The sequence below is a fragment of the Arenibaculum sp. genome (assembly GCF_035998295.1).
Taxonomy (GTDB): domain Bacteria; phylum Pseudomonadota; class Alphaproteobacteria; order Azospirillales; family Azospirillaceae; genus DASYHS01.
Map to the genome: position 1 here is coordinate 1 of NZ_DASYHS010000268.1, position 21,848 is coordinate 21,848.

Genomic DNA, 21,848 nt, shown 5'->3' on the forward strand with positions numbered 1-21,848 from the left:
GCCGGTCTTCGGCCAGATCAAGCAGGCCAGAGGCTTCCGGCAGTTCCTGATGCGCGGCCTGACCAAGGTCAGGGCCGAATGGGCCTTCCTGTGCACCGTACACAACCTCCTCAAGCTCGCCGGCGCCCGCGCCTGAACCCCACCCCATTCTTTCCAGAACCCGCCTGCCAACAGAACCTCAACAAGACGGCCGTTCATTTACTCGGACACACTCCTAGCGGAACCGCTGGGGGGACAACCCCCGAGGCCCCGTCTCCGGGGCCCCGCCATCATCATGATCCGCCTGCGAGGGGCGGCCCGATCTGTCGTCGGGCCGCCCTTCGCCGTTAACGCCTATGGGCTAATTCCACTCCACTTTTTCGGTTTGCGGGCGTGGTTGCTAGACTCTGCGCCAGTAACGGGGCCACGCCGTGATCGGCGGGGAGCGACGCGCCGCAAATCGGGCATGTCGTCTCGCCTGCGGATCGGATGCGGCGGGCCCGGCCGCGACGACAAGGGGTAGAAATGTCCATCACATCACTTCTGCGGGTGCTGATTCTCGGCATGGCCGTCCTGGTGACGGCAGCCTGCGCAAGCGGCACCGATGCGCCGATCGAGAATGCCGAGTTCTCGGAACCACGGGAATACTCGCTCGGGCCGGGCGACGAACTCCGGGTCACGGTGTTCGGCCAGGAGCAGCTGTCGGGCGAATTCGCCGTCGACGGGGGCGGCTACATAGCGATGCCGCTGGTCGGCGAAGTGGAGGCGCGAGGCAAGACCGTCCGCGGCCTGGAGGAGGCGATCGCGACGCGCCTGGCCGACGGCTACGTCCGCGACCCGCGCGTCAGCGTGGAAGTGCTGACCTTCCGGCCGTTCTACGTGATCGGCGAGGTCAACAGTCCTGGCCAGTATCCCTACGTGAACGGAATGACCGCCATCACCGCCGTGGCGATGGCCGGCGGCTACACGTATCGCGGCCGCCAGGACTACGTGCTCGTCACCCGCGGAAGCGACCCGGAGAAGGTCGAGCGCCGCGCGCCGGTGAACACGACCGTGATGCCGGACGACGTCATCCGCGTCCCCGAGCGCTTCTTCTGATCGCTCCCATCTGCGACCCGGCCCGACCTTCACCGGCGGCCGGGTGCGCCCCTCGTATCCAAACGGAGTGATGATGGACGTTCTCGAAACCGAGATTCCCGAGGTCAAGGTCCTGGTCCCGAAGCGCTTCGGCGACAGCCGGGGGTGGTTCTCGGAGACATGGAACCGGCGCACGCTCGCCCAGGCGGGAGTCGACCTGGAGTTCGTGCAGGATAACCACTCGCTGTCGGTCCCGGCGGGAACGGTCCGGGGGCTGCATTTCCAGACCCCACCCTTCGCCCAGGACAAGCTGGTCCGGGTGCTGCGGGGCGCGATCCTCGACGTCGCGGTGGACCTCCGGCGCGCCTCGCCCACTTTCGGGCGCCATGTGAGCGTCCGGCTGGACGCATCGGAAGGGCTCCAGCTCCTGGTTCCGGCAGGCTTCGCCCACGGCTTCGTGACGATCGAGCCGGACACCGAGGTCTTCTACAAGGTGACGAACTACTACTCGCCCGAGCACGACCGCGGACTGCTCTGGAACGATCCCGACCTCGGGATCGACTGGGGCATCGATCCGGAACGGGTGCTGCTCTCGGACAAGGACCGCCGGCAGCCGAGGCTGCGCGACATCGAGACCGCCTTCTGAGACCGGCCTGATGCGGCAGGAGGACCCGGTCGTGCCGCAGCTAGCCCGTTCTGGTTATTTCCAACGCCTCCTAGAGTTCCGCTCAAACGGTGCTCTACTAGGAAACATTGCCGGGTCGATCGTGTTGTACTGCGGCATTGTGAAGTTTTCGTTTCATGGACATGGCTGAGGATTGGTGAATATGCAGCGCATCCTGGTCACTGGGGCTGGTGGATACATCGGTACGACATTGGTACCGATGCTGCTGGACGAGGGGTATGCGGTTCGCGCCGTCGACCGGTTCTTCTTCGGTCGCAACCTGCTCCACACGCATCCCCGGCTCGAAATCGTGCAGGAGGACGTCCGCCGCCTGGGGCCGGAGCATTTCGCCGGCGTGGACGGCGTAATCGACCTCGCGGCGATCTCGAACGATCCCAGCGGCGAACTGTTCCAGGACGTTACCTGGGCCGTCAACCACCGGGCCCGTGTACGCTGCGCCGAGCTCGCCAAGGCGGCGGGCGTGAAGCGTTACGTGCTGCCGTCCTCATGCAGCATCTACGGCTTCCAGCCCGCTGACGTGATCGCCGACGAGACCTGCCCGACCAATCCGCTCACCACCTACGCCAAGGCGAACGAGCAGGCCGAGCTGGGCGTGCTGCCGCTCGCCGACGAGCAGTTCTGCGTCGTGGTCCTGCGCCAGGCGACGGTGTACGGCTACAGCCCGCGCATGCGCCTCGACCTCGCGATCAACGGCATGACCTACGGCGCCTGGAAGACGGGGGTGCTGCCGCTGATGCGGGACGGCAGCCAGTGGCGGCCCTTCGTGCATGTCCGCGACACCGCGTCGGCACAGATCCACATGCTGACGGCACCCCTCGACGCGGTCAACGGTCGCATCTTCAACGTCGGCTCGGACGAGAACAACTATCAGGTCGGCAAGCTGGCCGAGCGGGTTGCGGCCGCGGTGCCGCGCGACGTGCGGATCGACTGGTACGGCGACCCCGACCATCGGTCCTACCGGGTGGACTTCTCGCGCATCGAATCTCTCGGCTGGCGGGCCCGCAGGGTCGCCGAGGATGGCGTCGAGGAGATCTGCGCGAAGCTGGAAAGCGGCGAACTCGAGCGCACGACCGAGACGATCACCCTGGACTGGTACCGCGACCTCGTGAAGTGGCGCGAGATCATCCGTCAGGTCGATATGTACGGCGGCATCCTCGAGATCGAGGACGGCGCCCTGAGGCGGGAGGCGGCCGAATGAAGGGGATCATCCTCGCCGGTGGCTCGGGGACCAGGCTGGCGCCGATCACCGGTGTGGTCTCCAAGCAGCTCCTCCCGGTCTACGACAAGCCGATGATCTACTACCCGCTGAGCACGCTGATGCTGGCGGGGATCCGCGAGATCATGATCATCACGACGCCCCAGGACCGCGCGCTGTTCCGCCGGCTGCTCGGAGACGGCAGCCAGTGGGGCCTGCGCATCGAGTACGCGGTCCAGCCGGCTCCCGACGGGCTCGCCCAGGCGTTCCTGATCGGGCAGCGCTTCGTCGCCGGCGATTCGGTCAGCCTCATCCTCGGTGACAACATCTTCTTCGGCTACGGGATCACCGATCGCCTGCGCCGGGCGGCGCAACTGCGTACCGGCGCGGTCGTCTTCGCCTACAACGTCGCCGATCCCGAGCGCTACGGCGTCGTGACCTTCGACCAGACGGGCCGGGCCCTCGACATCCAGGAGAAGCCCAGCAACCCGAAGTCCAACTTCGCGGTGACCGGGCTGTACTTCTACGACAACGACGTGATCGAGATCGCCCGGAACGTGAAGCCCAGTGCCCGCGGCGAGCTGGAGATCACGGACGTCAACCGGGAGTACCTTCGTCGCCGGCAGCTCAGCGTCGAGTTGCTGGGCCGCGGCACCGCCTGGATCGATACCGGTACCCACGACAGCCTGCTGAAGGCCGGCAACTTCATCGAGGTGATCGAGCAGCGCCAGGGACTGAAGATCGCCTGTCCGGAGGAGATCGCCTGGCGCATGGGCTACATCGACGGCGTGCAGCTCGAGAAGCTCGCCCAGCCGCTCGTGAAGTCGGGCTACGGCCGCTACCTGCTCGATCTCCTCACCCAGGACTTCTCCGGCTGGCAGCCGGAGTTCCTCAACGAAACGCCGGACCGGCTGGGCAAGATCGCCTGAGCCGTGTCCGAAGCGCCCCGAGGTTCACGCACATGAATGATGCTGCGAGCATCCGCATCGGTGTCGTCGGCACCGGCTTCATTTCCTCCAACTTCCTGACCGCCCTCGAACGCCACCCCGGCTACGAGGTCACGCGGGTGCTGACGCGCCGGGACCCCGCGCAATGCGAGGGCTTTCCCCGTACCGACCTGCTGACCCAGTCGCGGGCGGAGCTGCTCGAGCACTGCGACGTACTGCTGGAATGCACGGGCGACGCGATCCACGCGACCGACACGATCGCTGCAGCGGTCGAAGCCGGCATCCCGGTCGTCACCATGAACTCCGAGTTCCACATCACGGCGGGGTCCTGGTTCGTCGGCAAGGGGTTGGTGACGGAGGCGGAGGGCGACCAGCCTGGCTGCCAGGCCGCCCTGCTGGAGGAGGTCAACGAGCTCGGGTTCGAGCCGCTGGTCTTCGGCAACATCAAAGGCTTCCTGAACCACGACCCGACCCCCGAGGACATGGCCTACTGGGGGGGCCGCAGCGGCATCAGCCTACCGATGGTGACCTCGTTCACGGACGGAACGAAGGTGCAGATCGAGCAGGCCTTCGTCGCCAACGGCCTTGGCGGCGCGGTGGCCCGCAGGGGCCTTCTCGGTCCGGCCCAGGACGACCTGCAGGCGGGCGCCTCGATGCTCGCGGAGGCCGCCGAGGAGCTGGGACGTCCGCTTGCGGACTACGTGCTGTCGCTGAAGCTGCCTCACGGCGTGTTCGTGGTGGGCCGGCACGATGCCCGCCAGCAATCCGCGCTCCGCTACCTGAAACTCGGCAACGGGCCCTACTACGTGGTCCTGAAGCACAACATCTTCGTACATCTCGAGATCTTGAAGACCATCAAGCGGGTGATGCGCGAGCGTCGGATCCTGCTCGACAACTCCCGGTTCCCGACCGCGTCCGTGGCGGCGGTGGCCAAGCGGGACCTCAAGCCCGGCGATCACATCCCCTGCGGCATCGGCAGCTTCGACATCCGCGGGGAAGCGGTTCCAATAGCGGAATACGAAGGGCACCTGCCGATCGGCCTCCTGGCCAACGCGACGGTCCGCCGGCCGGTGCGCCGCGGCGACATCCTGGCTTTGGACGACGTGGACATCCCCGAGAGCCTTGCGCTCACGGCATGGCGGGAGACCGAGGCGTCGGCCCTCCAGCGACTCCGGGCCGCCGATCCGGTCGCCGGATGAAGCGGTGCCGGGGCGCGCTGCCGGCAACGGCGGGGCGCCCCGGCTGTTCACTTCCCGGGGAGGACCCATCGGCACTGCGCCTAGTGGGTATCCACCATCGCTCAGCATGAACGAACCCGGGGCGGCCCTATCTTCGGTATAGCAGCGTCCCTCGGTGCAACGGGCGGCACGGGTCGCCCTCATAACAGGTGGCAGCTAAGGCATGCGGAACTTCTTCAAGAGACGGCGCGGCCCCTCCTATCCGGACGCGCTCGCCGACGACCTGGGTCGGGAAGCTGCCGTCGATTGGCCAGCCCCGGACGAGGTGCGTGCCGACCCGCCCATCGGGCCGCGACTCGTCGCCGACAGGAAATGGGACAAGCTGGGACGACAGGAGCGCGGCGTGCAGGAGCGGGGCAGGGACGAAGCCGACGAGGCCGCCGTCGAGATTCCGCGTTTCGGGCGCAGCCTGTCCGCTTCGAGCACGGCGCCGGCATCAGCACCCGCACCGGCACCGGGGACGGCGCTGACCGAGGCGCAGGAAGCCGAAGCGGAACTGCCGCGCTTCTCGCTCCCGGTCACGGGCCTGCGGGGCGGCGGGTTGGGCGGCGTCTCTGCGGAAGCCAACAGGCAGCTGCGCGAAGCCTTTACCCCGACCCGGCCGAAGCTGGAGGTGAACTCCCTCTTCGTCGGCCGTCTCAACACGCTGCGCAGGATCATCGCCGCCATCGAGGAAGAACGGGCGCATGTCGTGCTCTTCGGCGACCGCGGCCGGGGAAAGACCTCCCTCGCCAACGCGATACAGCAGATCGCCGCCCAGGCCGGCTACTTCACCTTGAAGCTGACCTGCAGCGCCGAGCTCACCTTCGAGGACGTGTTCCGCAATTTCCTGCGCCGGATCCCCGGAAGTTTCTACCAGTCGCAGGTCGACAACCCCTTCATGACCAGGCGCGTGCTGGACAGCTTCGATGCGCTGCTTCCCGAAGGAAGTTTCAGCGTGACCGAGCTGAACGACGTGCTGAGCGAGATCCAGGGGGCGCACGTCCTGCTGATCCTCGACGAATACGACCGCGTCGTGAACGAGGATCTCCGCAACAAGCTGGCGGAACTGATCAAGAACCTGACCGACAGCTCTGCGCCGGTGACCCTCTTCATCGTCGGCGTTTCCGAGGACGTGGACCATCTTCTCGGCAAGCATCCTTCCATCCAGCGCTCGCTGGTGGCCGTCCATCTGCCCTTGATGACGGACCGGGAAGTCGACCGGATCATCATGGCGGGCGCCGACGCGGCCGGGCTGGTATTCGCAAACGACGTCCGGCAGCGCATCGCCGGCTTCGCCAAGGGCCTCCCATACTACGCGCAGCTCCTCGCCCTGCATGCGGCGCGAAGTGCCGTGGGGCGCAGGTCGGGCCAGGTGGAGCGCCAGGACCTCGCCTATGCGGTCGCCCGGTGCGTCCAGGAGGCCGAGCGCGGGATAGTCGAGGCCTACAACAAGGCTCTCGGCCCGGACCGCAAGGCGTCCTTCGCGGATGTCCTCTATGTCGCGGCGCAGTGTCGCGCGGACGAGTACGGGGTCTTTCATCCAGCCGACATGACCCAGGTGCCGGTGAAGGAGAACGGCGACGGTTTGCCGCTGCTGTCGCTGCAGTATCCCCTGAGCCGCCTGAGCGACGACGAGAAAGGTGTCTTGCAGCGCCTCGTCGAGCCCGGCGGCTTCCGCTATCGCTTCCGCAATCAGATGATGCGGCAGTACGTGCTGCTGCGGCAGGCACGCGAGCGTGGGCTGGCGTGACGCCGGTACCCTCGCCGAACGCCGTCCGATTCGCACGGCGGGTGTGAGCCTCACATACGATCTATCGCGATCGCGGCCGCGACGACGGCCGCGACCGCCCCCAGCAGCGCGGTAACCAGCGCCAAGCTCCACAGGAACTGCGGCAGCTCCCCCTGTCGCCATGCGCTGCGCGCCAGCAGGAGCAGGTAGGCCGCGACGGCCAGGGCGATCGCCTGAAACAGGGACATCGGTACGTCCGGAACTTGGGCGGGCCATCCGCCCGGTCCGCCCGAGTAAGGGGCGGCAGCAGCGGCCATTCTCCCTCAGTATAACCACCAACGGCTCGGGTAGAAGCGCAAGCCGCTTCGCCCCGGGGAAGTCCTGGCGGCGGCTCACGGGCCCGACTTCCGGACCGATCATCTATGTTCCGCCGCGATGCGGTGGTCCATGGACCGCCTCCGCACGCCCATTTCACAGTTAATGACGCGTTAATATTGTTGACTACGAGGGTGCACGGAGAATTTTCATACGGAAATCTTAAGTCAAGAAAAGATAACTTTAGTCATCAAGAGACTATAGGTCGGTCATAGACCGCACTTGCGGCAAAATTGGGCTGGAGATATCCCGCATCTGGTGTTATGACTGGCTCAGTCGGGACAGCCCGGCCGCCCATTGGATTATCTACCACCGGGCCGGTCTTTGGGCATATGCCCATTGCGTACCGAAAATACACCGTAAGGAAGATACACGGACGCGCGATACCGGAGTATGCTCACCCGAAAGAGAAAAGGGACGTCAAGTTCCAGTCGCTACAAGACGGTATCCGTAGTCAACGCGAAGCGGCCAACCGGGGCACATAAGAACAAAACCTAGCCTTTAAGCGCGGGAGCGGATAATGCAACGTATTGAGACTTTCCTGATCGACTCCAACAAGCTTTTCCGGGAGGGGCTGAAGCGTCTCCTGGAGGAATCCCCCTTCCAGATCATCGCGGAAGCGGGAAACTTGCGGGAGGGGGTATCGATCGCCGAAGCCGGCCTCAACCCCCAGCTCGTTCTTCTCGACATGGTGAACGGCGGCGAGGATGAAGCCGAAGCGATGCGGCGTCTGCGGGGGCTTCTGCCGGATGCGAGGATTGTCGTCCTGACGACCGACCTGTGCACGCGCCGGCTCGCCAACGCACTCGAAGCGGGGGCGGACGGCTATCTGATGAAGGATCTTTCGGCCGACGCCCTGGCGCAGTCGCTGCGGCTGGTCATGATGGGCGAGAAGGTCTTCCCGACCCATCTCGCGGCGCTTCTCATCAGCGGCCGGATGAACGGCAACGGCCTCGAGATGCCGGTGTCGCGCAAGGGGCTGTCGCAGCGCGAAGTTCAGATCCTGCGCTGCCTGCTCAACGGCGACAGCAACAAGATGATCGCCAATCACCTGAACATCACCGAAGCCACGGTGAAGGTCCACCTCAAGAGCCTGCTGCGCAAGATCAACGCGTCGAATCGCACGCAGGCCGCGATCTGGGCGCTCAACAACGGCATCGGCGGCGAAGCGGGCGCCGCCGGCAACAGCCCTGTCGCCGCGTCCATCGCCTGAACATGCGAGCGCCGTTCCGGGATGCCGCTCCGTCGGGGCGGTTCCCGGGGCGGTCCTCCCCCGATCCCCGACCTCCGGTCAGGTTCCCGAGCCAGGCCCGTCAGCCGGCCCGGTCATGCCTCCGAACGACGGATTTCCGCGAGTGTACCGGCACGGGCCGGCGCCAGCGCCGCCTGCTGGCGGGCGGCAAAAACCCCTGCCTCGGTCCGGTTCCGGAAATGAAGCTTCGACAGCACGCTCCGGACCATCGACTTGACGACCGCCTCCGACAGGTCCAGCCGGTCGGCGATGGTCCTGTTGTTCAGGCCCTGCCCCAGCAGGAGCAGCGTCTGATATTCGGGATCGGAGAGGCGAGGAAGGAGACTGAGCCTGATCTCGTCCACGCCGAGATGGGATAGGAACTGCTTGGGCATGAGGCAGTGGCCCTCAAGGCCCAGGTCGATCAGCTCGTTGATCCTGTCGGCGTTGATGTCCTCGAACAGCCAAGCGTCGGCGAAGGCGAGAATATGCGCCGCGTCGAGAAGTTCTCGACTGCTGAGAACGACGATGATCCGGCTCTTGCGCGACAGCCGGAGGTAGACCATCGGTTCGTTTTCGCGCAACGAAGCAAACTGCTGAACCCCGATCAGTATGGCGTCGGGCGTCAGATTGCTTTGGTTCAGTTCCGTTATGTCGCGAAATACGGTGATACGATACCTACCAGCCTGCTCGAGGTTCGAGATCAATCTGCTGGCGACGTCGTCGTCACCGACGACCAGGCATACATGCATCTGAGTCACTGCGTTTCCACCGGGCTTTTCTGTTGGCGTCGAGGCATCAAGGGGGCTCGAGCACGTGTCGTCTGGCCTGAACAGACGCCAGTCGTTCGCGTTCCCTGGCGGCCGACCGTGAGAACGGTGAACGGACATTGGCGTTCCCGCCGGAACCAGATGATACGGAAAAAGTCGTTCGTAAAACTAACTTCAACATCAGTCTAATTTTCAATCCTCAGGATCGATCCTCAGTAAACTGACCATATATCAATGGTAGTTTGGATCAAATAAGGCAATACGGATATTCTCGTACACGTCGTGGCAATCCAGACGATTAGAACCCAACCAAACGTACTGTATGCCGGTCGCTCTGATTATGCGCCCGTCGAGAAGGATTACCCGCAGACGAGCCCGAGTAGAGGCAGCTAATCCGAAATTACATGATGAACCAGCGGAACCAATTCCGTTATCAACGGCTGGGCGAGGTTCAGGGGGGAAATACAAAGGAGGCGATCGGGGCGATCGCCCTGGTTTCCATGATTCTATGTAGAAGAAGGTCGTCGCGCACTGCATCTCTATGGGACCGGCGCGGATCAGAGGGTATAATACGGACGCGGATCGGAAGCCGGCGGCCACGCGGTATGCCTGGACAAGCCCTCCGATCCCGGAGATGCACGCGGGAGAATGTCCGAACATGGCGGATTTCCGCCTTTGCCGCCTCGGCGGCCGTCCCGAACGGTGGCGAGGGCACCGCCTTCGCGGTGCCTCGCGTCGCAGAACCTACCGCGGTCGGCTTGGATTTAGGGGAGATATCGAGGTATGTCTTGTATATTGGGGCCGGTCGACGGCCGACGGGGCATGCCCTGGCCGTCGGAGCAACATGGGGCGGTGAGATGAGGATTCTGATCGGTGACGACCATCTGCTGTTCCGTGAGGGGCTGCGCCGGTTGCTCGAGCAGCTCGGCGCGGACAACAGCTTCGCCGACGCGAGCACGTTCGACGAGGTCCTCGCGATGGTCGAAGCCGGCGAGGTGTTCGACCTGATCCTGATCGACTTGCAGATGCCGGGCTGGCCCGGCTTCTCCGGCATCGAGCAGCTCTGCGGCACCGTCCCCGACACGCCGGTCGTCGTCGTTTCCGCCTCGGAAAGCCAGGGCGACGTACGGGCCTCGCTGGATGCCGGAGCTTCCGGATACATCCCGAAGTCGTCGAGCGTGAAGATCATGCTCAGCGCCCTCCACCTCGTTCTCGCCGGCGGGATCTACCTGCCGCCCTCGGTGATCGGCGCGGATACGGCGGCGGCCACCACCGCCAACGGTGGTGCCCCCCAGCGCATCGCGGCGACGGCCCAGCTCCTGACGCAACGCCAGTGGGAGGTGCTGAGCTGCCTGCGCGAGGGAAAGTCGAACAAGCAGATCGCGTATGAGCTCGGCCTGTCCGAGGGAACCGTGAAGATCCACGTCACCGCGATCTTCAAGACGCTCGGCGTCAAGAACCGCACGCAGGCCGTCATCGTCGCCTCGGAACTGCAGCGTCAGTGACACCAGACGAGCAGCGTCAGTGACGCGCCGGAGACGGCTCCGGCCCAGTTTGCTTGACCTTGGCAGGGGCCTCTGGTATCCGGCCCCACCCGAAACACTTTGGACCGGCCCCTGCGACATGGTGCCGGCTGCTGTGCGATGAGCGACATCTTCCGCGAGGTCGACGAGGAACTCCGCCGCGACAAGTTCGCGAAGCTTTGGAAGCGGTATGGGAGCATCGTCGTTACCGCTGCCATCGCGGTCGTCGCGATAACCGCAGGCGTCGTCGCCTGGAACAACTGGCGCCAAGCGAACGCTGAGGCGGAAACGGCCCGGCTGGTGGCGGCGCTGCAGCCGCCGGGCGACGAGGCCGCCTCGCAGGCGCAGGTCACGGTCGCGGATCGGCTCGCGGCGTTCGCCGGGGATGCCGATGCCGACCGTGCCCTGCTCGCGCGGTTCCGGGAGGCGGCGCTGCGCACCGAGGCCGGGCAACGGGAGGAAGCCCTCCTGATCTATGATGCGCTCGCATCGTCGAGCGGCGACCCGACCTATCGCGACCTCGCGATCCTGCTGGGGGTCCTGCATCGGGTCGGCGAGGGCGACCCGGCGGAGCTGCGTGCGCGCCTTCAGCCGCTTACCACACCGTCCGGAGCCTGGAGGCACACGGCCCGCGAGATCGATGCGATCCTTGCCGTCCAGGCCGGTGACCGGGCGACGGCGGCCGCGCTGTTCGAAGAGCTGTCGGCCGATCCGAGCGCACCTCCGAGCCTGCGCGAGCGGGCGTCCGAACTGGCCAGCGTCTACGCCGAGGAACAATGACGAACCGTCCAGGGACCATGATCCGGCACCTCGTGCTGGGAGCTTCCCTCGGCCTCGCACTGTCGGGCTGCGGGACCGACGGCTGGTTCGGGGACAGCGAGCCTCCGCCGCTGCCCGGAGAGCGCATATCCGTCCTGCAGATGGATCGCCGGATCGAACCCGATCCCGACGTCAGCGGCGTTCCCGTGACCTTGCCTGCCGCCACCACGAATGAAGGATGGCCGCAGGCCGGCGGCCGTCCCGGGCACTCCATGGGCCATCTGGCGCTGTCGTCCTCTCCGCGGGAAGCCTGGCGGCGCTCCGTCGGGGAGGGGTCGAGCAGCACGCGCCGGCTGACCGCACCGCCGATCGTGGTGCAAGGCCGCATCTACGCCATGGACGCCGACCACGACGTGGCGGCCTTCGACGAAGGCAGCGGTCGGGAGCTGTGGCGTGTCGATCTTCGGCCCGAGAGCGAGCGCGGCGACGCTCTGGGGGGCGGGCTCGGGTTCGGCGAGGGGATCCTGTTCGCCACGACCGGCTTCGGTGAAGTGGTGGCGCTGGATCCCGCGAGCGGTGCGGTCCGCTGGCGCGCGCGGGCGGGGGTGCCGTTGCGTGCGGCCCCGACGATCGCCAACGGCCGCGTCTTCGTCGTCTCGGTCGACAACCAGGCATTCGCCTTCGACACGTCCGGCAACCAGCTCTGGTCCCATACCGGCATCATGGAGACGGCCGGCCTGCTGGGAGCGGCGGCACCGGCGGCGGACGGGTCCGTCGTCGTCGTGCCCTATTCCTCCGGGGAGTTGTTCGCGCTACGCGTCGAGAACGGCAGCCTGGCGTGGTCCGACAGCCTGGCGGCCATCCGCAGGGTAGGGGCGCTCTCCGGTCTGGCCGACATCCGCGGCATGCCGGTGATCGATCGCGGGCTCGTCCTCGCCGTCAGCCACAGCGGTCGGATGGCGGCCGTCGACGAGCGAAGCGGCATCCGCGTCTGGGAGAGGGAGATCGGCGGCACGAACATGCCGTGGGTCGCCGGCGACTACGTCTTCGTGTTGAGCAACGAGGGCGAGGTGGTCGCGATGACGCGCGATGGGGGGCGCGTCCGTTGGGTCGCGTCGCTTCCCCGCTGGCGGGACCCGAACGACCGTCAGGATGCCATCCTGTGGTCCGGGCCGGTCCTCGCGGGCAACCGGCTGTGGCTCGTCAACAACCAGGGCGAACTGGTCGCCCTGTCGCCCGAGGACGGCAGCGTGGTAAGCACGCAGACGCTGGCCGCAGGGGCGCTGATCGCGCCCGTCGTGGCCAACGGTACCTTGTATGTCCTGAGCGACGACGGGACGCTGACCGCCATCAGGTAAGGTGCCGGACGGCCGGCACTTTGCGACTCCGGAACAGCGGACCGGGAACGGCAGGAGCCCATGCCCCTTACTGTAGCCATCATCGGCCGGCCGAACGTCGGCAAGTCGACGCTTTTCAACCGGCTGGCCGGCAAGAAGCTGGCGCTCGTCGACGACACGCCGGGTGTCACGCGCGACTGGCGCGCCGCTCCGGCCAAGCTCGGCGGCATCGACTTGACCGTCATCGACACGGCCGGGCTCGAGGAGGCGTTCGACGGCAGCCTGGAAGCGCGCATGCGGCGGCAGACCGAGCGTGCGATCGAGCGGGCGGACGTCGCTCTCCTGCTCATCGACGCCCGGGCGGGCGTCACGCCGCTGGACCGTCACTTCGCCGCCTGGCTGCGCAAAGGGCGCACGCCGGTGATCCTGGTCGCGAACAAGGCCGAGGGCCGGGCCGGCGACGCCGGCCTGTTCGAGGCGTTCGAACTCGGCCTAGGTGATCCGGTCCCGATCTCGGCAGAGCACGGCGAGGGCTTGGCCGACCTCGTCGAGGCGCTGCTGCCGCACCTTCATGACGAGGAAGAGGAAGAACCGCGGGAGGACGAGGCGGCCGGTGGCGAAGCCGCCGCGGAGGAGGAGGAGGCGCCGACCCCGGAGCGCCCGCTCCAGCTCGCGATCGTGGGCCGGCCGAATGTCGGCAAGTCGACGCTGCTGAACAGCCTGGTGCGCGAGGAGCGTGTCCTCACCGGCCCGGAGGCCGGGATGACCCGGGATGCCATCTCGGTCGACTGGACCTACGAGGGAACGTCGATGCGGCTCGTCGATACGGCAGGGCTGCGCCGGAAGGCCCGGATCGACGAGAAGCTCGAGAAGCTCGCGGTCGCGGACGCCCTGCGCGTCATACGCCTCGCCCATGTCGTCGTTCTCGTCGTCGACGCGGAGGCGATCCTGGACCGGCAGGACCTCACCATCGCGCGCCTGGTGATCGACGAGGGCCGGGCCCTCGTGATCGCCGTCAACAAATGGGACGCGGTCGCCGACCGCGCCGCCGCGCTGCAGCAGATCGACGACAAGCTCCAGGCTCAGCTTCCGCAGGTCCGCGGCGTCCCCGTCGTCACGATCTCGGCCCTGAAGGGGCAACGCCTGGACGGTCTCCTCGACGCGGTGCTCGGCGCCTACCGGACCTGGAACAGGCGCATCCCGACCGCCCAGCTGAACCGGTGGCTGCCCCTGGCGGTCGACCGGCACCCGCCGCCGGCGGTCGAGGGACGCCGGATCAAGATCCGCTACATGACCCAGATCAAGGCCCGTCCGCCGACCTTCGCGCTGTGGGTCAGCAAGCCGCTCGACCTGCCGGAGACCTATCTGCGCTATCTCGTCAGCGGCCTGCGCGAGGATTTCGACCTGCCGGGCGTGCCGGTCCGCATGCTCGTGCGCAAGGGACGCAATCCCTACGCCCAGGACTAGGCCCGGTAGCGAGATCCCGGGCGTTCACGCCTCGACGATCTCGCCGTGCCGGCGGCATTCCGGGCTCGCGAGCGCAACGAAGGCGCCCGCGACCTCCTCCGGCGCGCGATGGACGTCCGGGTTCTCGCCCGGGAAGGCCTGCGCGCGCAGCTTCGTGCGGACCACGCCGGGGTCGAGCAGGTTGACCCGGAGGTTCGACTTCACGACCTCCGAGGCGTAGAGACGTACGGTCATTTCCAGGGCCGCCTTGCTGGCCGCATAGGCGCCGCCATAAGGCATGACCCCGCGCGCGAGACCCGAGGTCACGAAGATCGCGCGTCCGGCGTCGGAGGCGCGCAGCATCGGGTCCATGCTGCGGATCAACCGGTAGTTCGCGGTCACGTTCAGGGCCATCACCCGCTCCCAGGACCGGGGATCGAAATGCGCCACCGGGCCAAGGCTGCCGAGCATGCCGGCATTGCCGACCAGGATGTCGAGCCGCCCGAAGCGTTCGAAGATCGAGCGGCCGAGCTGGTCGATCTTGGGATGGTCGGACAGATCGAGCGGGACCAGCGTCGCCGCTCCCCCCTCGGCACGGATCGCGTCGTCCACCTCCTCCAAACCGCCGACCGTGCGCGCCGTCAGCACGACGTGCGCTCCCTCGGCGGCGAGCCGTTTGGCGACGGCCGCACCTATCCCGCGGGAGGCACCGGTCACGAGGGCGATGCGCCCGGCCAGGATTTGGGCAGGGGTGGCGGCGGCAGACATGATGTTTCAACAGGCTCCGGATCGGGATTGCGGGGGTCGTCAGGAGGCGCGGGCCTCGGCCAGGTAGCTCAGCCCCTGCGAGTCCCCTTCGCGGTCGAGGAGCCGGATCGGGTAATCGCCGGTGAAGCACGCATCGCAGTACTGGGGCTGGTCCCCGTTGCGGCCCGGCTCCTTCAGCGCCCGGTACAGGCCGTCGATCGAGATGAAGGCGAGACTGTCCGCGCCGATGTAGCGGGCCATCTCCTCGACCGTGTACTTGTGCGCGAGCAGCTTTTCCTTGCGCGGCGTATCGACGCCGTAGAAGCAGGGATGCATCGTCGGCGGGCTGGAGATGCGCATGTGGACCTCCTTGGCCCCGGCGCGGCGCACCATCTCGATGATCTTCACCGAGGTCGTGCCGCGGACGATGGAATCGTCGACCAGCACGACGCGCTTGCCTTCGATCATCTGCCGGTTGGCGTTGTGCTTCAGCTTCACGCCGAGGTTCCGGATCTGGTCGGTCGGCTCGATGAAGGTACGGCCGACATAGTGGTTGCGGATGATGCCGAGCTCGAAGGGGATGCCGCTCTGCGCCGCATAGCCGATCGCCGCCGGGACGCCGGAGTCCGGCACCGGGATCACGACGTCCGCGTCGATGTTGCTTTCGCGCGCGAGTTCCATGCCGATGTGACGGCGCGCCTCGTAGACGGAACTACCTTCGACCACGCTGTCCGGGCGTGCGAAGTAGATGTACTCGAAGATGCAGAACCGACGGTGCTGCACCAGGAAGGGCCGCACGCTGTGCACGCCCGAGGCGTCGAGCACCACCATCTCGCCCGGCTCGACGTCGCGCACGAAATCGGCGCCGATGATGTCGAGCGCGCAGCTCTCGCTGGCGAGCACGTGCGAGTCGCCGATCCGCCCGAGAACGAGCGGCCGTACGCCGAGCGGGTCGCGAACGCCGATGACGAGGTCGTTCGCGAGTGCCACGATCGCGTACGCGCCCTCGACCTGCCGGAGCGCCTCGACCATGCGGTCGATCACCGAACCGCCGCGCGACGTCGCCATCAGGTGGACGATCACCTCGGTGTCGGTCGTGGACTGGAACAGGCAGCCGCGCCGCACGAGCTGGCGGCGGAGCATAGCGGCGTTGGTCAGGTTGCCGTTGTGCGCGAGGGCGAAGCCCCCGAACTCGAAGTCCGCAAAGAGGGGCTGGACGTTCCTGAGGACGGAATCGCCCGTCGTCGAATAGCGGACATGGCCCACGGCCGCATGGCCCCGCAGGCGCCCGATCACCGTCTCGGAGCTGAAATTGTCGCCGACATGGCCCATGGCGTGGTGGGCGTGGAAGTGCTCCCTGTCATAGGTGACGACGCCCGCGGCCTCCTGGCCGCGATGCTGGAGCGCATGGAGCCCCAGCGCCGCCAAGGCCGAGGCGTGGCCGTGCCCATGAATCCCGAACACGCCGCACTCCTCGCGCAGCTTGTCGTCGTCGAAGGGATGTGTGGTCAGCATGTGCTATGCCCCCTCAATCGGGCAGGACTGGACGAAGCGGTGCGGGCTGCGGAGCGGTCCGGCGTCAGTTCTCGGCATTGCGCTCGAACAAGCCTTCGAGCTGGGACCGGTCCCGCTGGTTATAGCCCGAATCGGGGGCGGGTGCATCCGGGATGGGCGCGGGGCCCGGCCGTCCGGTGGTCGGTGTCGAAAGGCGGCGCAACGCTTCCTCCTGTATCGCTCTGGCAGCTTGCTCGCGGGCGGCCTGTGCCGCGGACTCCGCCTCGCGCTGGGCAGACGTCCGGGTCTGGTCCGGTATCAGCCGCCGAAGCTGGTCCGCCCCGGCCTGGATCACCGGGCGGGTCCGCGCATCCCGCAGCCACGCCGGATGTTCGTCGGCCGGATATACCCAGGCGATCAATAGATAGGCAAGGCAGACGAGAAGTGCACCTCTTGCAATGCCGAAAAGAAAACCGAGCGATCGGTCCACGGCATTCAGAGAGGAGGTCCGCACGCCGCGCGAGACGCGTCCGAACAGGACCGAGAGCACGACGAGCACCACGAGGAAGACGCCGATGGCGGCAGCGGCGTTGGCCGCCAGCTCCATGCCGATGTACTGGCGCGCGATCGGCTCGACGTGGGGAAAGGCCCATACGGCCGCCAGCGCCGCGCCGACCCAGGCGGCCACGGAAAGGACTTCGCGGACGAAGCCCCGCGCGAAGGCGAGCAGGGCGGACAGCAGGAGGATGACGAGGACGGCGATATCGGTGGGATTGATCTGAGGGGCATCCATGGGTCAGGCCGTGCGTTCCGCCGCCCGGCCCGGCCCGGTCGCGCCGGGTTCCTGGAACAGGGGGAGGAGGTCTTCGAGATGGGCGATTTCGAGGATCTTCACCGTGTGGTCGCCCTTGCCGGCCGCACGTGACCGGCGCGGCGGCACGAGGGACCGGGCGAAGCCGAGCTTGCCGGCCTCCTTGAGGCGGGCGTCGGTCTGGCTGACGGCCCGTACCTCACCGGAGAGCCCGATCTCGCCGAACACCACGGTGTCGGCGGGGACCGGCTCGCCGGTCAGCGAGGACAGCAGCGCCGCCGCGACGGCGAGATCGGCGGCCGGCTCGCCGATGCGCAGGCCGCCGGCGACGTTCAGGTAGACGTCGTTCGCGCCGATCGCGACCCCGCACCGGGCCTCGAGGACGGCGAGGATCATGGACAGCCGGCCGCTGTCCCAGCCGACGACGGCGCGGCGCGGCGTGCCCAGCGAGGAGGGGGCCACGAGGGCCTGGATCTCGACCAGCACCGGCCGGGTTCCCTCGATGCCGGCGAAGACCGAGGCGCCGGAGACGTCGCCGCGCCGCTCGGCCAGGAACAGTTCCGACGGGTTCGTGACTTCCGACAGGCCGAGATCGGTCATCTCGAACACCCCGATCTCGTCGGTGGGGCCGAAGCGGTTCTTGACGGCGCGCAGGATGCGGAACTGGTGCCCGCGCTCGCCCTCGAAGTAGAGGACGCTGTCGACCATGTGCTCCAGCACGCGCGGACCGGCCAGCATGCCCTCCTTGGTGACGTGCCCGACCAGCAGCAGGACGATGCCGCGACGCTTGGCGACCCGGATCAGTTCCTGGGCCGACGCCCTGACCTGGGCGACCGTGCCGGGTGCGCTGTCCAGCGTATCGACATACATGGTCTGGATCGAATCGATGACGGCGACCTCGGGCGCGTCGGAGGCGTCCAGCGAGGCGACGATGTCGCGGACGTTCGTCGACGCGGCGAGCGACACCGGCGCAGCGGAGATGCCCAGGCGCGCCGCGCGCATGCGTACCTGGTCGACCGCCTCCTCGCCGCTCACATAGGCGCAGCGCAGGCCCTGGGCGAGCCGGCAGACCACCTGGAGCAGCAGGGTCGACTTGCCGATGCCGGGATCGCCGCCGACCAGCAGGATGGAGCCCTGGACCAGCCCGCCACCGCACACCCGGTCGAACTCCGTGATGCCCGTGGTCCGGCGGGGCACGTCCTCCGACGTTCCGCGCAGGTCCACGAAGTCGAGCCGGCGTCCCGCCCCGCGGCCGAGCCCCTTCGGAGCCGCATCGGGAGCCGCCTCTTCGACCAGGCTGTTCCATTCGCCGCAGGCGTCGCACCGGCCCGCCCATTTCGGCGAGACGGCGCCGCAGCTCTGGCAGACGTAGCGGGTATTCGAACGGTTGGTGGGACGTGCCACGGGGGGAAAAACCTTCCGGATTCGGGCGCCACAGAGATAGCACGATCGGGTGGGGCAGCGACAACGGACAAACGTGTGGCGGCACGCCACAGCGCTCCGTCGGCTGTTGCATACATGAATGTGCGGCCCTCGTTGCGCCGCATCGGGTTGCGGATTACGATCCCTCAGTTTGGTATCGGAGCACTACATGTCCACACATCCCGTCACTAAGGCCGTCGAAGTCCATGGTCGGCGCATGCCGCTCGAACTGGACGCGGACCAGTGGGAGCAACTGGCCCGGATCGCCAAGCGCGAGAAGATGAGCCTCGGTGACGTGCTGTCGGCGATCGACGCCCGGCGGGCCGACGGCGACACCCTGTCGCTGCCCGCGGCGATCCGCGTGTTCCTGATCGGCTATCGTCGGATGGTTCCGCAGGATCTTTGATGCCGGCCGGACGACGCGCGGCCCCGGGATAGGGGCTCCACCTACCGTCCCGCGGCGCCGGCTTGCGGGACCTGCATGCGTATCGGGCCTTCGGCGCGGCCGTGGACGAACTGGTCGACATAGGCGTTGCCGGAGCGGTCGATCTCGGCCGCGGTCCCGGTCCACACGATCCGGCCTTCGTGGATCATCGCGACGCGGTCGGCGATCTTGCGCGCACTGCCCATGTCGTGGGTGATCGACAGCGCGGTCGCGCCGAGGTCGCGCACGCTGGTCGCGATCAGGCCGTTGATGACGTCGGACATGATCGGGTCCAGCCCGGTCGTGGGCTCGTCGAAGAACATGATCTCCGGCGTGGTCGCGACCGCCCGGGCGAGCGCCACCCGCTTCTGCATGCCGCCCGAGAGTTCCGCCGGGAACAGGTCCGCGACCTCCTTGCGCAGGCCGACGCGGGCGAGGGTCTCGATCGCGACCTCCCGCGCCGCCTGCCGTTTCATGCGCCGGCCCTGGATCAGGCCGAACGCGATGTTCTCCCAGACCGGCAGGCTGTCGAACAGTGCGGCACCCTGAAACAGCATCCCGAACTTGCGCATCACCCGTTCGCGGTCGCGCGGCGACAGCCGGGTCGTATCCTCGCCGTCGATCTCGATCCGGCCGGAGTCGGGCTCCATCAGGCCGAGGATGCATTTCAGCATCACCGACTTGCCGGTGCCCGAGCCGCCGATCACGACCAGCGATTCCCGCGGCATGACCTCCAGGTTCACGCCGTCGAGCACCGTCTTCTCGCCGAACGACTTGCGCAGGTCGGTCAGCCGGATCTTCGGGGTTTCGGCCATGGCGCTCACCTGTCCGCGAAGAAGATGCCGGTGACGAGATAGTTGCACACCAGGATCAGGATCGAGGCGGAAACGACCGCGTTGGTCGTCGCGGCGCCCACGCCCTGGGCCCCGCCCCTGGAGTGGTAGCCGTGGTAGCAGCCCATCAGCGCGATCAGGAAGCCGAAGACGGCCGCCTTGACCAGGCCGGACAGGACGTCCACCGGCTCCAGGAACTCCCAGGTGCGGCCGATATAGGCGGCGGGGTTGAAGTCGAGGCGGTAGACGCCGATCAGGAAGCCGCCGAAGACACCGATGATGTCGGCCACGACGACCAGGAGAGGCAGCATCGTAAGCCCGGCGACCAGCCGCGGCACGACGAGATACTTGAACGGGTTGGTCGACAGGGTCGTCAGGGCGTCGATCTGCTCGGTCACGCGCATCGTGCCGATCTCGGCCGCCATGGCCGCGCCGATCCGGCCGGCGACCATCAGCCCCGCAAGCACGGGACCAAGCTCGCGGGTGACCGACAGCACGACCACGGTCGCGACCGCCCCTTCCGCCTGGAAACGGGCGAAGCCGGTGTGGCTCTGGAGCGCCAGCACCATGCCGGTGAACAGGGCCGTCAAGCCGACAACGGGGAGGGAATAGTACCCGATATCGACCATCTGCCGCCCGATGTGGCGCAGATAGAAAGGGGGCCTGAGGCAATGCGAGAGCGCCAGCGCGGTGAACAGCGCCAGCCTGCCGGTCGCGCCGAGAAAGACGAGGAAGGCACGCCCCGTCGCGGAGATGAAGCCCATCAGATGTCCCGAGGCTCGATGTAGACGCGGTGGTACCGCCGGCCGAGGCTGGTCAAGACCTCGTAGCCGATGGTCCCCGCCTCGCGGGCGACCTCGTCGACCGGCCGGTGGGGGCCGATCACCTCGGCGAAGGACCCCGGGTCCAGCGCGCGGTCCGGAACGTCGGTGACGTCGACGGTCACGAGGTCCATCGAGACGCGCCCGATCACGGGCGCCCGGACCCCTCCGAGGAGCACGGCTCCGACGGCGCTGAGGCGGCGGCTGTAGCCGTCCGCATAACCTATTGCCATCGTTGCAACTTTTCCCCTGCGCGCAACCGAATGGGCGGCACCGTATCCAACCGACATGGTGCTGTCAACGTTGCGGACCTGGAGGATGCGCGCGGCCAGGCGGATCGCCGGGTGCATGGGATTGTCGGCGTGTGGGGTCGGGTTGACGCCGAACAATGCGCAGCCCGGCCGCGCGAAATCGAAATGGAAGTGCGGGCCGAGAAAGATGCCGGACGAGTTGGCCAGCGCTGCCGGGGCGGGGGGAAGCCGGTCGAGCGCATCCCGGAACCGGGCGCGCTGGGTTTCGTTGAGCCCGTGCGCCGGATCGTCGGCACAGGCGAGATGGCTGATCCAGGCCAGGAGGTCTATGCCGTCGAGCCGGTGCGGCTCCGCGGCCAGGGTATCGGTTTCATCCGGTCCCAGGCCCAGGCGGTTCATGCCGGTATCGAGTTGGACGTAGGCGGGCAGGGGGCGCCCGAGCCGGCGCGCAGCGGCGCTCCAGCGCTCGATCTCGCCGAGATGGTTCAGGACCGGAACCATGCCCGACGCCACCATCTCCGCCTCCGTCCCCGGCAGCAGGCCGTTCAGGACGCCGACCGTCGCGCCGGGGAGCAGCGGCAGGATCGCCAGCGCCTCGTCCGGATGGGCGACGAAGAACCGGCGACAGCCTGCCGCGTGAAGGGCCGGCGCCACCCTGGCCGCGCCCAGGCCATAGGCGTCGGCCTTGACGACGGCCGCACAGCCGGCCGGACCGAGCCGGCGGCCGAGCAGCCGCCAGTTCTCGACCACGGCGCCGAGATCGATCGTGAGG

General features: G+C 67.4%; 22 protein-coding genes. 13 read left to right on the forward strand and 9 right to left on the reverse strand.

Going from position 1 to position 21,848, the window contains the following annotated elements:
* From VGO20_RS24770 to VGO20_RS24800, 7 genes are all read left to right on the forward strand, one after another.
* The coding region (locus VGO20_RS24770) for a transposase (protein WP_327505107.1) at positions 1–136 on the forward strand (136 nt) is incomplete at its 5' end.
* 368 nt (positions 137–504) lie between these two features.
* The gene (locus tag VGO20_RS24775) at positions 505–1,077 is read left to right on the forward strand and encodes a polysaccharide biosynthesis/export family protein (RefSeq protein ID WP_327505074.1); all 573 of its coding nucleotides are present in this window, start codon (positions 505–507) and stop codon (positions 1,075–1,077) included.
* A gap of 73 nt (positions 1,078–1,150) precedes the next feature.
* On the forward strand, positions 1,151–1,702 hold the full coding sequence (rfbC, locus tag VGO20_RS24780; RefSeq protein ID WP_327505075.1) for a dTDP-4-dehydrorhamnose 3,5-epimerase: 552 nt from the start codon (positions 1,151–1,153) through the stop codon (positions 1,700–1,702).
* A gap of 181 nt (positions 1,703–1,883) precedes the next feature.
* On the forward strand, positions 1,884–2,939 hold the full coding sequence (locus VGO20_RS24785) for an NAD-dependent epimerase/dehydratase family protein (RefSeq protein ID WP_327505076.1): 1,056 nt from the start codon (positions 1,884–1,886) through the stop codon (positions 2,937–2,939).
* Complete coding sequence (rfbA, locus tag VGO20_RS24790) at positions 2,936–3,865, forward strand: glucose-1-phosphate thymidylyltransferase RfbA (protein WP_333783840.1); 930 nt, start codon at positions 2,936–2,938, stop codon at positions 3,863–3,865. The genes VGO20_RS24785 and rfbA overlap by 4 nt, the downstream gene beginning before the upstream one ends.
* Before the next feature lie 32 nt (positions 3,866–3,897).
* Positions 3,898–5,082 (forward strand): hypothetical protein, encoded by a 1,185-nt coding sequence (locus VGO20_RS24795; RefSeq protein WP_327505077.1) that lies wholly within the window; start codon positions 3,898–3,900, stop codon positions 5,080–5,082.
* Positions 5,083–5,284: 202 nt separating this feature from the next.
* Entirely contained in the window at positions 5,285–6,853 is a 1,569-nt protein-coding gene (locus VGO20_RS24800; RefSeq protein ID WP_327505078.1) for an ATP-binding protein, read from the forward strand.
* Positions 6,854–6,903: 50 nt separating this feature from the next.
* Here the strand turns inward: VGO20_RS24800 and VGO20_RS24805 are convergent, their stop codons facing one another.
* Positions 6,904–7,080, reverse strand: coding sequence for a hypothetical protein (locus tag VGO20_RS24805; RefSeq protein WP_327505079.1), 177 nt, complete (start codon positions 7,078–7,080; stop codon positions 6,904–6,906).
* A 647-nt stretch (positions 7,081–7,727) separates the two neighbouring features.
* Between VGO20_RS24805 and VGO20_RS24810 the strand changes: the two genes are divergently transcribed.
* Positions 7,728–8,420, forward strand: coding sequence for a response regulator transcription factor (locus VGO20_RS24810; protein WP_327505080.1), 693 nt, complete (start codon positions 7,728–7,730; stop codon positions 8,418–8,420).
* A gap of 113 nt (positions 8,421–8,533) precedes the next feature.
* Here the strand turns inward: VGO20_RS24810 and VGO20_RS24815 are convergent, their stop codons facing one another.
* Complete coding sequence (locus tag VGO20_RS24815; RefSeq protein ID WP_327505108.1) at positions 8,534–9,190, reverse strand: LuxR C-terminal-related transcriptional regulator; 657 nt, start codon at positions 9,188–9,190, stop codon at positions 8,534–8,536.
* Between the two features lie 875 nt (positions 9,191–10,065).
* On the opposite strand from VGO20_RS24815, the gene VGO20_RS24820 reads away from it, so the two are divergent.
* The 4 genes from VGO20_RS24820 (at position 10,066) to der (ending at position 14,294) form a co-directional block, all read left to right on the forward strand.
* Positions 10,066–10,713 carry a response regulator transcription factor gene (locus VGO20_RS24820; protein WP_327505081.1) on the forward strand — a complete coding sequence of 216 codons (648 nt, stop codon included), beginning with the start codon at positions 10,066–10,068 and terminating at the stop codon, positions 10,711–10,713.
* Between the two features lie 138 nt (positions 10,714–10,851).
* Positions 10,852–11,511, forward strand: coding sequence for a tetratricopeptide repeat protein (locus tag VGO20_RS24825; protein ID WP_327505082.1), 660 nt, complete (start codon positions 10,852–10,854; stop codon positions 11,509–11,511).
* A complete protein-coding gene (locus tag VGO20_RS24830) occupies positions 11,508–12,848 on the forward strand; it encodes an outer membrane protein assembly factor BamB family protein (RefSeq protein ID WP_327505083.1) in 1,341 nt (446 codons plus the stop codon). The genes VGO20_RS24825 and VGO20_RS24830 overlap by 4 nt, the downstream gene beginning before the upstream one ends.
* A gap of 60 nt (positions 12,849–12,908) precedes the next feature.
* Positions 12,909–14,294 carry a ribosome biogenesis GTPase Der gene (gene der, locus VGO20_RS24835; RefSeq protein WP_327505084.1) on the forward strand — a complete coding sequence of 462 codons (1,386 nt, stop codon included), beginning with the start codon at positions 12,909–12,911 and terminating at the stop codon, positions 14,292–14,294.
* Between the two features lie 24 nt (positions 14,295–14,318).
* Here der and VGO20_RS24840 read toward each other — a convergent pair whose 3' ends face one another.
* From VGO20_RS24840 to radA, 4 genes are all read right to left on the reverse strand, one after another.
* The gene (locus tag VGO20_RS24840; protein WP_327505085.1) at positions 14,319–15,041 is read right to left on the reverse strand and encodes an SDR family NAD(P)-dependent oxidoreductase; all 723 of its coding nucleotides are present in this window, start codon (positions 15,039–15,041) and stop codon (positions 14,319–14,321) included.
* A 39-nt stretch (positions 15,042–15,080) separates the two neighbouring features.
* The gene (purF, locus tag VGO20_RS24845; RefSeq protein WP_327505086.1) at positions 15,081–16,535 is read right to left on the reverse strand and encodes an amidophosphoribosyltransferase; all 1,455 of its coding nucleotides are present in this window, start codon (positions 16,533–16,535) and stop codon (positions 15,081–15,083) included.
* Between the two features lie 64 nt (positions 16,536–16,599).
* On the reverse strand, positions 16,600–17,307 hold the full coding sequence (locus tag VGO20_RS24850; protein WP_327505087.1) for a CvpA family protein: 708 nt from the start codon (positions 17,305–17,307) through the stop codon (positions 16,600–16,602).
* Positions 17,308–17,310: 3 nt separating this feature from the next.
* Positions 17,311–18,729 carry a DNA repair protein RadA gene (gene radA / locus VGO20_RS24855; protein WP_327505088.1) on the reverse strand — a complete coding sequence of 473 codons (1,419 nt, stop codon included), beginning with the start codon at positions 18,727–18,729 and terminating at the stop codon, positions 17,311–17,313.
* Positions 18,730–18,916: 187 nt separating this feature from the next.
* On the opposite strand from radA, the gene VGO20_RS24860 reads away from it, so the two are divergent.
* Positions 18,917–19,153 carry a ribbon-helix-helix domain-containing protein gene (locus VGO20_RS24860; RefSeq protein ID WP_327505089.1) on the forward strand — a complete coding sequence of 79 codons (237 nt, stop codon included), beginning with the start codon at positions 18,917–18,919 and terminating at the stop codon, positions 19,151–19,153.
* 41 nt (positions 19,154–19,194) lie between these two features.
* Here the strand turns inward: VGO20_RS24860 and VGO20_RS24865 are convergent, their stop codons facing one another.
* Genes VGO20_RS24865 through alr form a run of 3 tightly spaced genes read right to left on the reverse strand, consistent with a single transcriptional unit; the run spans position 19,195 to position 21,841 of the window.
* The gene (locus tag VGO20_RS24865; protein ID WP_327505090.1) at positions 19,195–19,986 is read right to left on the reverse strand and encodes an ABC transporter ATP-binding protein; all 792 of its coding nucleotides are present in this window, start codon (positions 19,984–19,986) and stop codon (positions 19,195–19,197) included.
* Between the two features lie 5 nt (positions 19,987–19,991).
* Positions 19,992–20,768, reverse strand: a complete 777-nt coding sequence (locus VGO20_RS24870) for an MlaE family ABC transporter permease (RefSeq protein ID WP_327505091.1) — start codon at positions 20,766–20,768, stop codon at positions 19,992–19,994.
* A complete protein-coding gene (gene alr / locus VGO20_RS24875; RefSeq protein WP_327505109.1) occupies positions 20,768–21,841 on the reverse strand; it encodes an alanine racemase in 1,074 nt (357 codons plus the stop codon). Before alr ends, VGO20_RS24870 begins: the two co-directional genes overlap by 1 nt.
* Between the last annotated feature and the right edge of the window lie 7 nt (positions 21,842–21,848).

Coding starts and splice junctions, on each gene's coding strand:
- VGO20_RS24830 (WP_327505083.1), top strand. CDS start 11,508: ATGACGAACCGTCCAGGGACCATGATCCGGCACCTCGTGCTGGGAGCT.
- purF (WP_327505086.1), bottom strand. CDS start 16,535: ATGCTGACCACACATCCCTTCGACGACGACAAGCTGCGCGAGGAGTGC.
- VGO20_RS24815 (WP_327505108.1), bottom strand. CDS start 9,190: ATGCATGTATGCCTGGTCGTCGGTGACGACGACGTCGCCAGCAGATTG.
- VGO20_RS24805 (WP_327505079.1), bottom strand. CDS start 7,080: ATGTCCCTGTTTCAGGCGATCGCCCTGGCCGTCGCGGCCTACCTGCTC.
- rfbC (WP_327505075.1), top strand. CDS start 1,151: ATGGACGTTCTCGAAACCGAGATTCCCGAGGTCAAGGTCCTGGTCCCG.
- VGO20_RS24795 (WP_327505077.1), top strand. CDS start 3,898: ATGAATGATGCTGCGAGCATCCGCATCGGTGTCGTCGGCACCGGCTTC.
- VGO20_RS24870 (WP_327505091.1), bottom strand. CDS start 20,768: ATGGGCTTCATCTCCGCGACGGGGCGTGCCTTCCTCGTCTTTCTCGGC.
- VGO20_RS24820 (WP_327505081.1), top strand. CDS start 10,066: ATGAGGATTCTGATCGGTGACGACCATCTGCTGTTCCGTGAGGGGCTG.
- rfbA (WP_333783840.1), top strand. CDS start 2,936: ATGAAGGGGATCATCCTCGCCGGTGGCTCGGGGACCAGGCTGGCGCCG.
- VGO20_RS24785 (WP_327505076.1), top strand. CDS start 1,884: ATGCAGCGCATCCTGGTCACTGGGGCTGGTGGATACATCGGTACGACA.
- VGO20_RS24850 (WP_327505087.1), bottom strand. CDS start 17,307: ATGGATGCCCCTCAGATCAATCCCACCGATATCGCCGTCCTCGTCATC.
- der (WP_327505084.1), top strand. CDS start 12,909: ATGCCCCTTACTGTAGCCATCATCGGCCGGCCGAACGTCGGCAAGTCG.
- VGO20_RS24800 (WP_327505078.1), top strand. CDS start 5,285: ATGCGGAACTTCTTCAAGAGACGGCGCGGCCCCTCCTATCCGGACGCG.
- VGO20_RS24810 (WP_327505080.1), top strand. CDS start 7,728: ATGCAACGTATTGAGACTTTCCTGATCGACTCCAACAAGCTTTTCCGG.
- VGO20_RS24825 (WP_327505082.1), top strand. CDS start 10,852: ATGAGCGACATCTTCCGCGAGGTCGACGAGGAACTCCGCCGCGACAAG.
- VGO20_RS24865 (WP_327505090.1), bottom strand. CDS start 19,986: ATGGCCGAAACCCCGAAGATCCGGCTGACCGACCTGCGCAAGTCGTTC.
- VGO20_RS24840 (WP_327505085.1), bottom strand. CDS start 15,041: ATGTCTGCCGCCGCCACCCCTGCCCAAATCCTGGCCGGGCGCATCGCC.
- VGO20_RS24860 (WP_327505089.1), top strand. CDS start 18,917: ATGTCCACACATCCCGTCACTAAGGCCGTCGAAGTCCATGGTCGGCGC.
- VGO20_RS24775 (WP_327505074.1), top strand. CDS start 505: ATGTCCATCACATCACTTCTGCGGGTGCTGATTCTCGGCATGGCCGTC.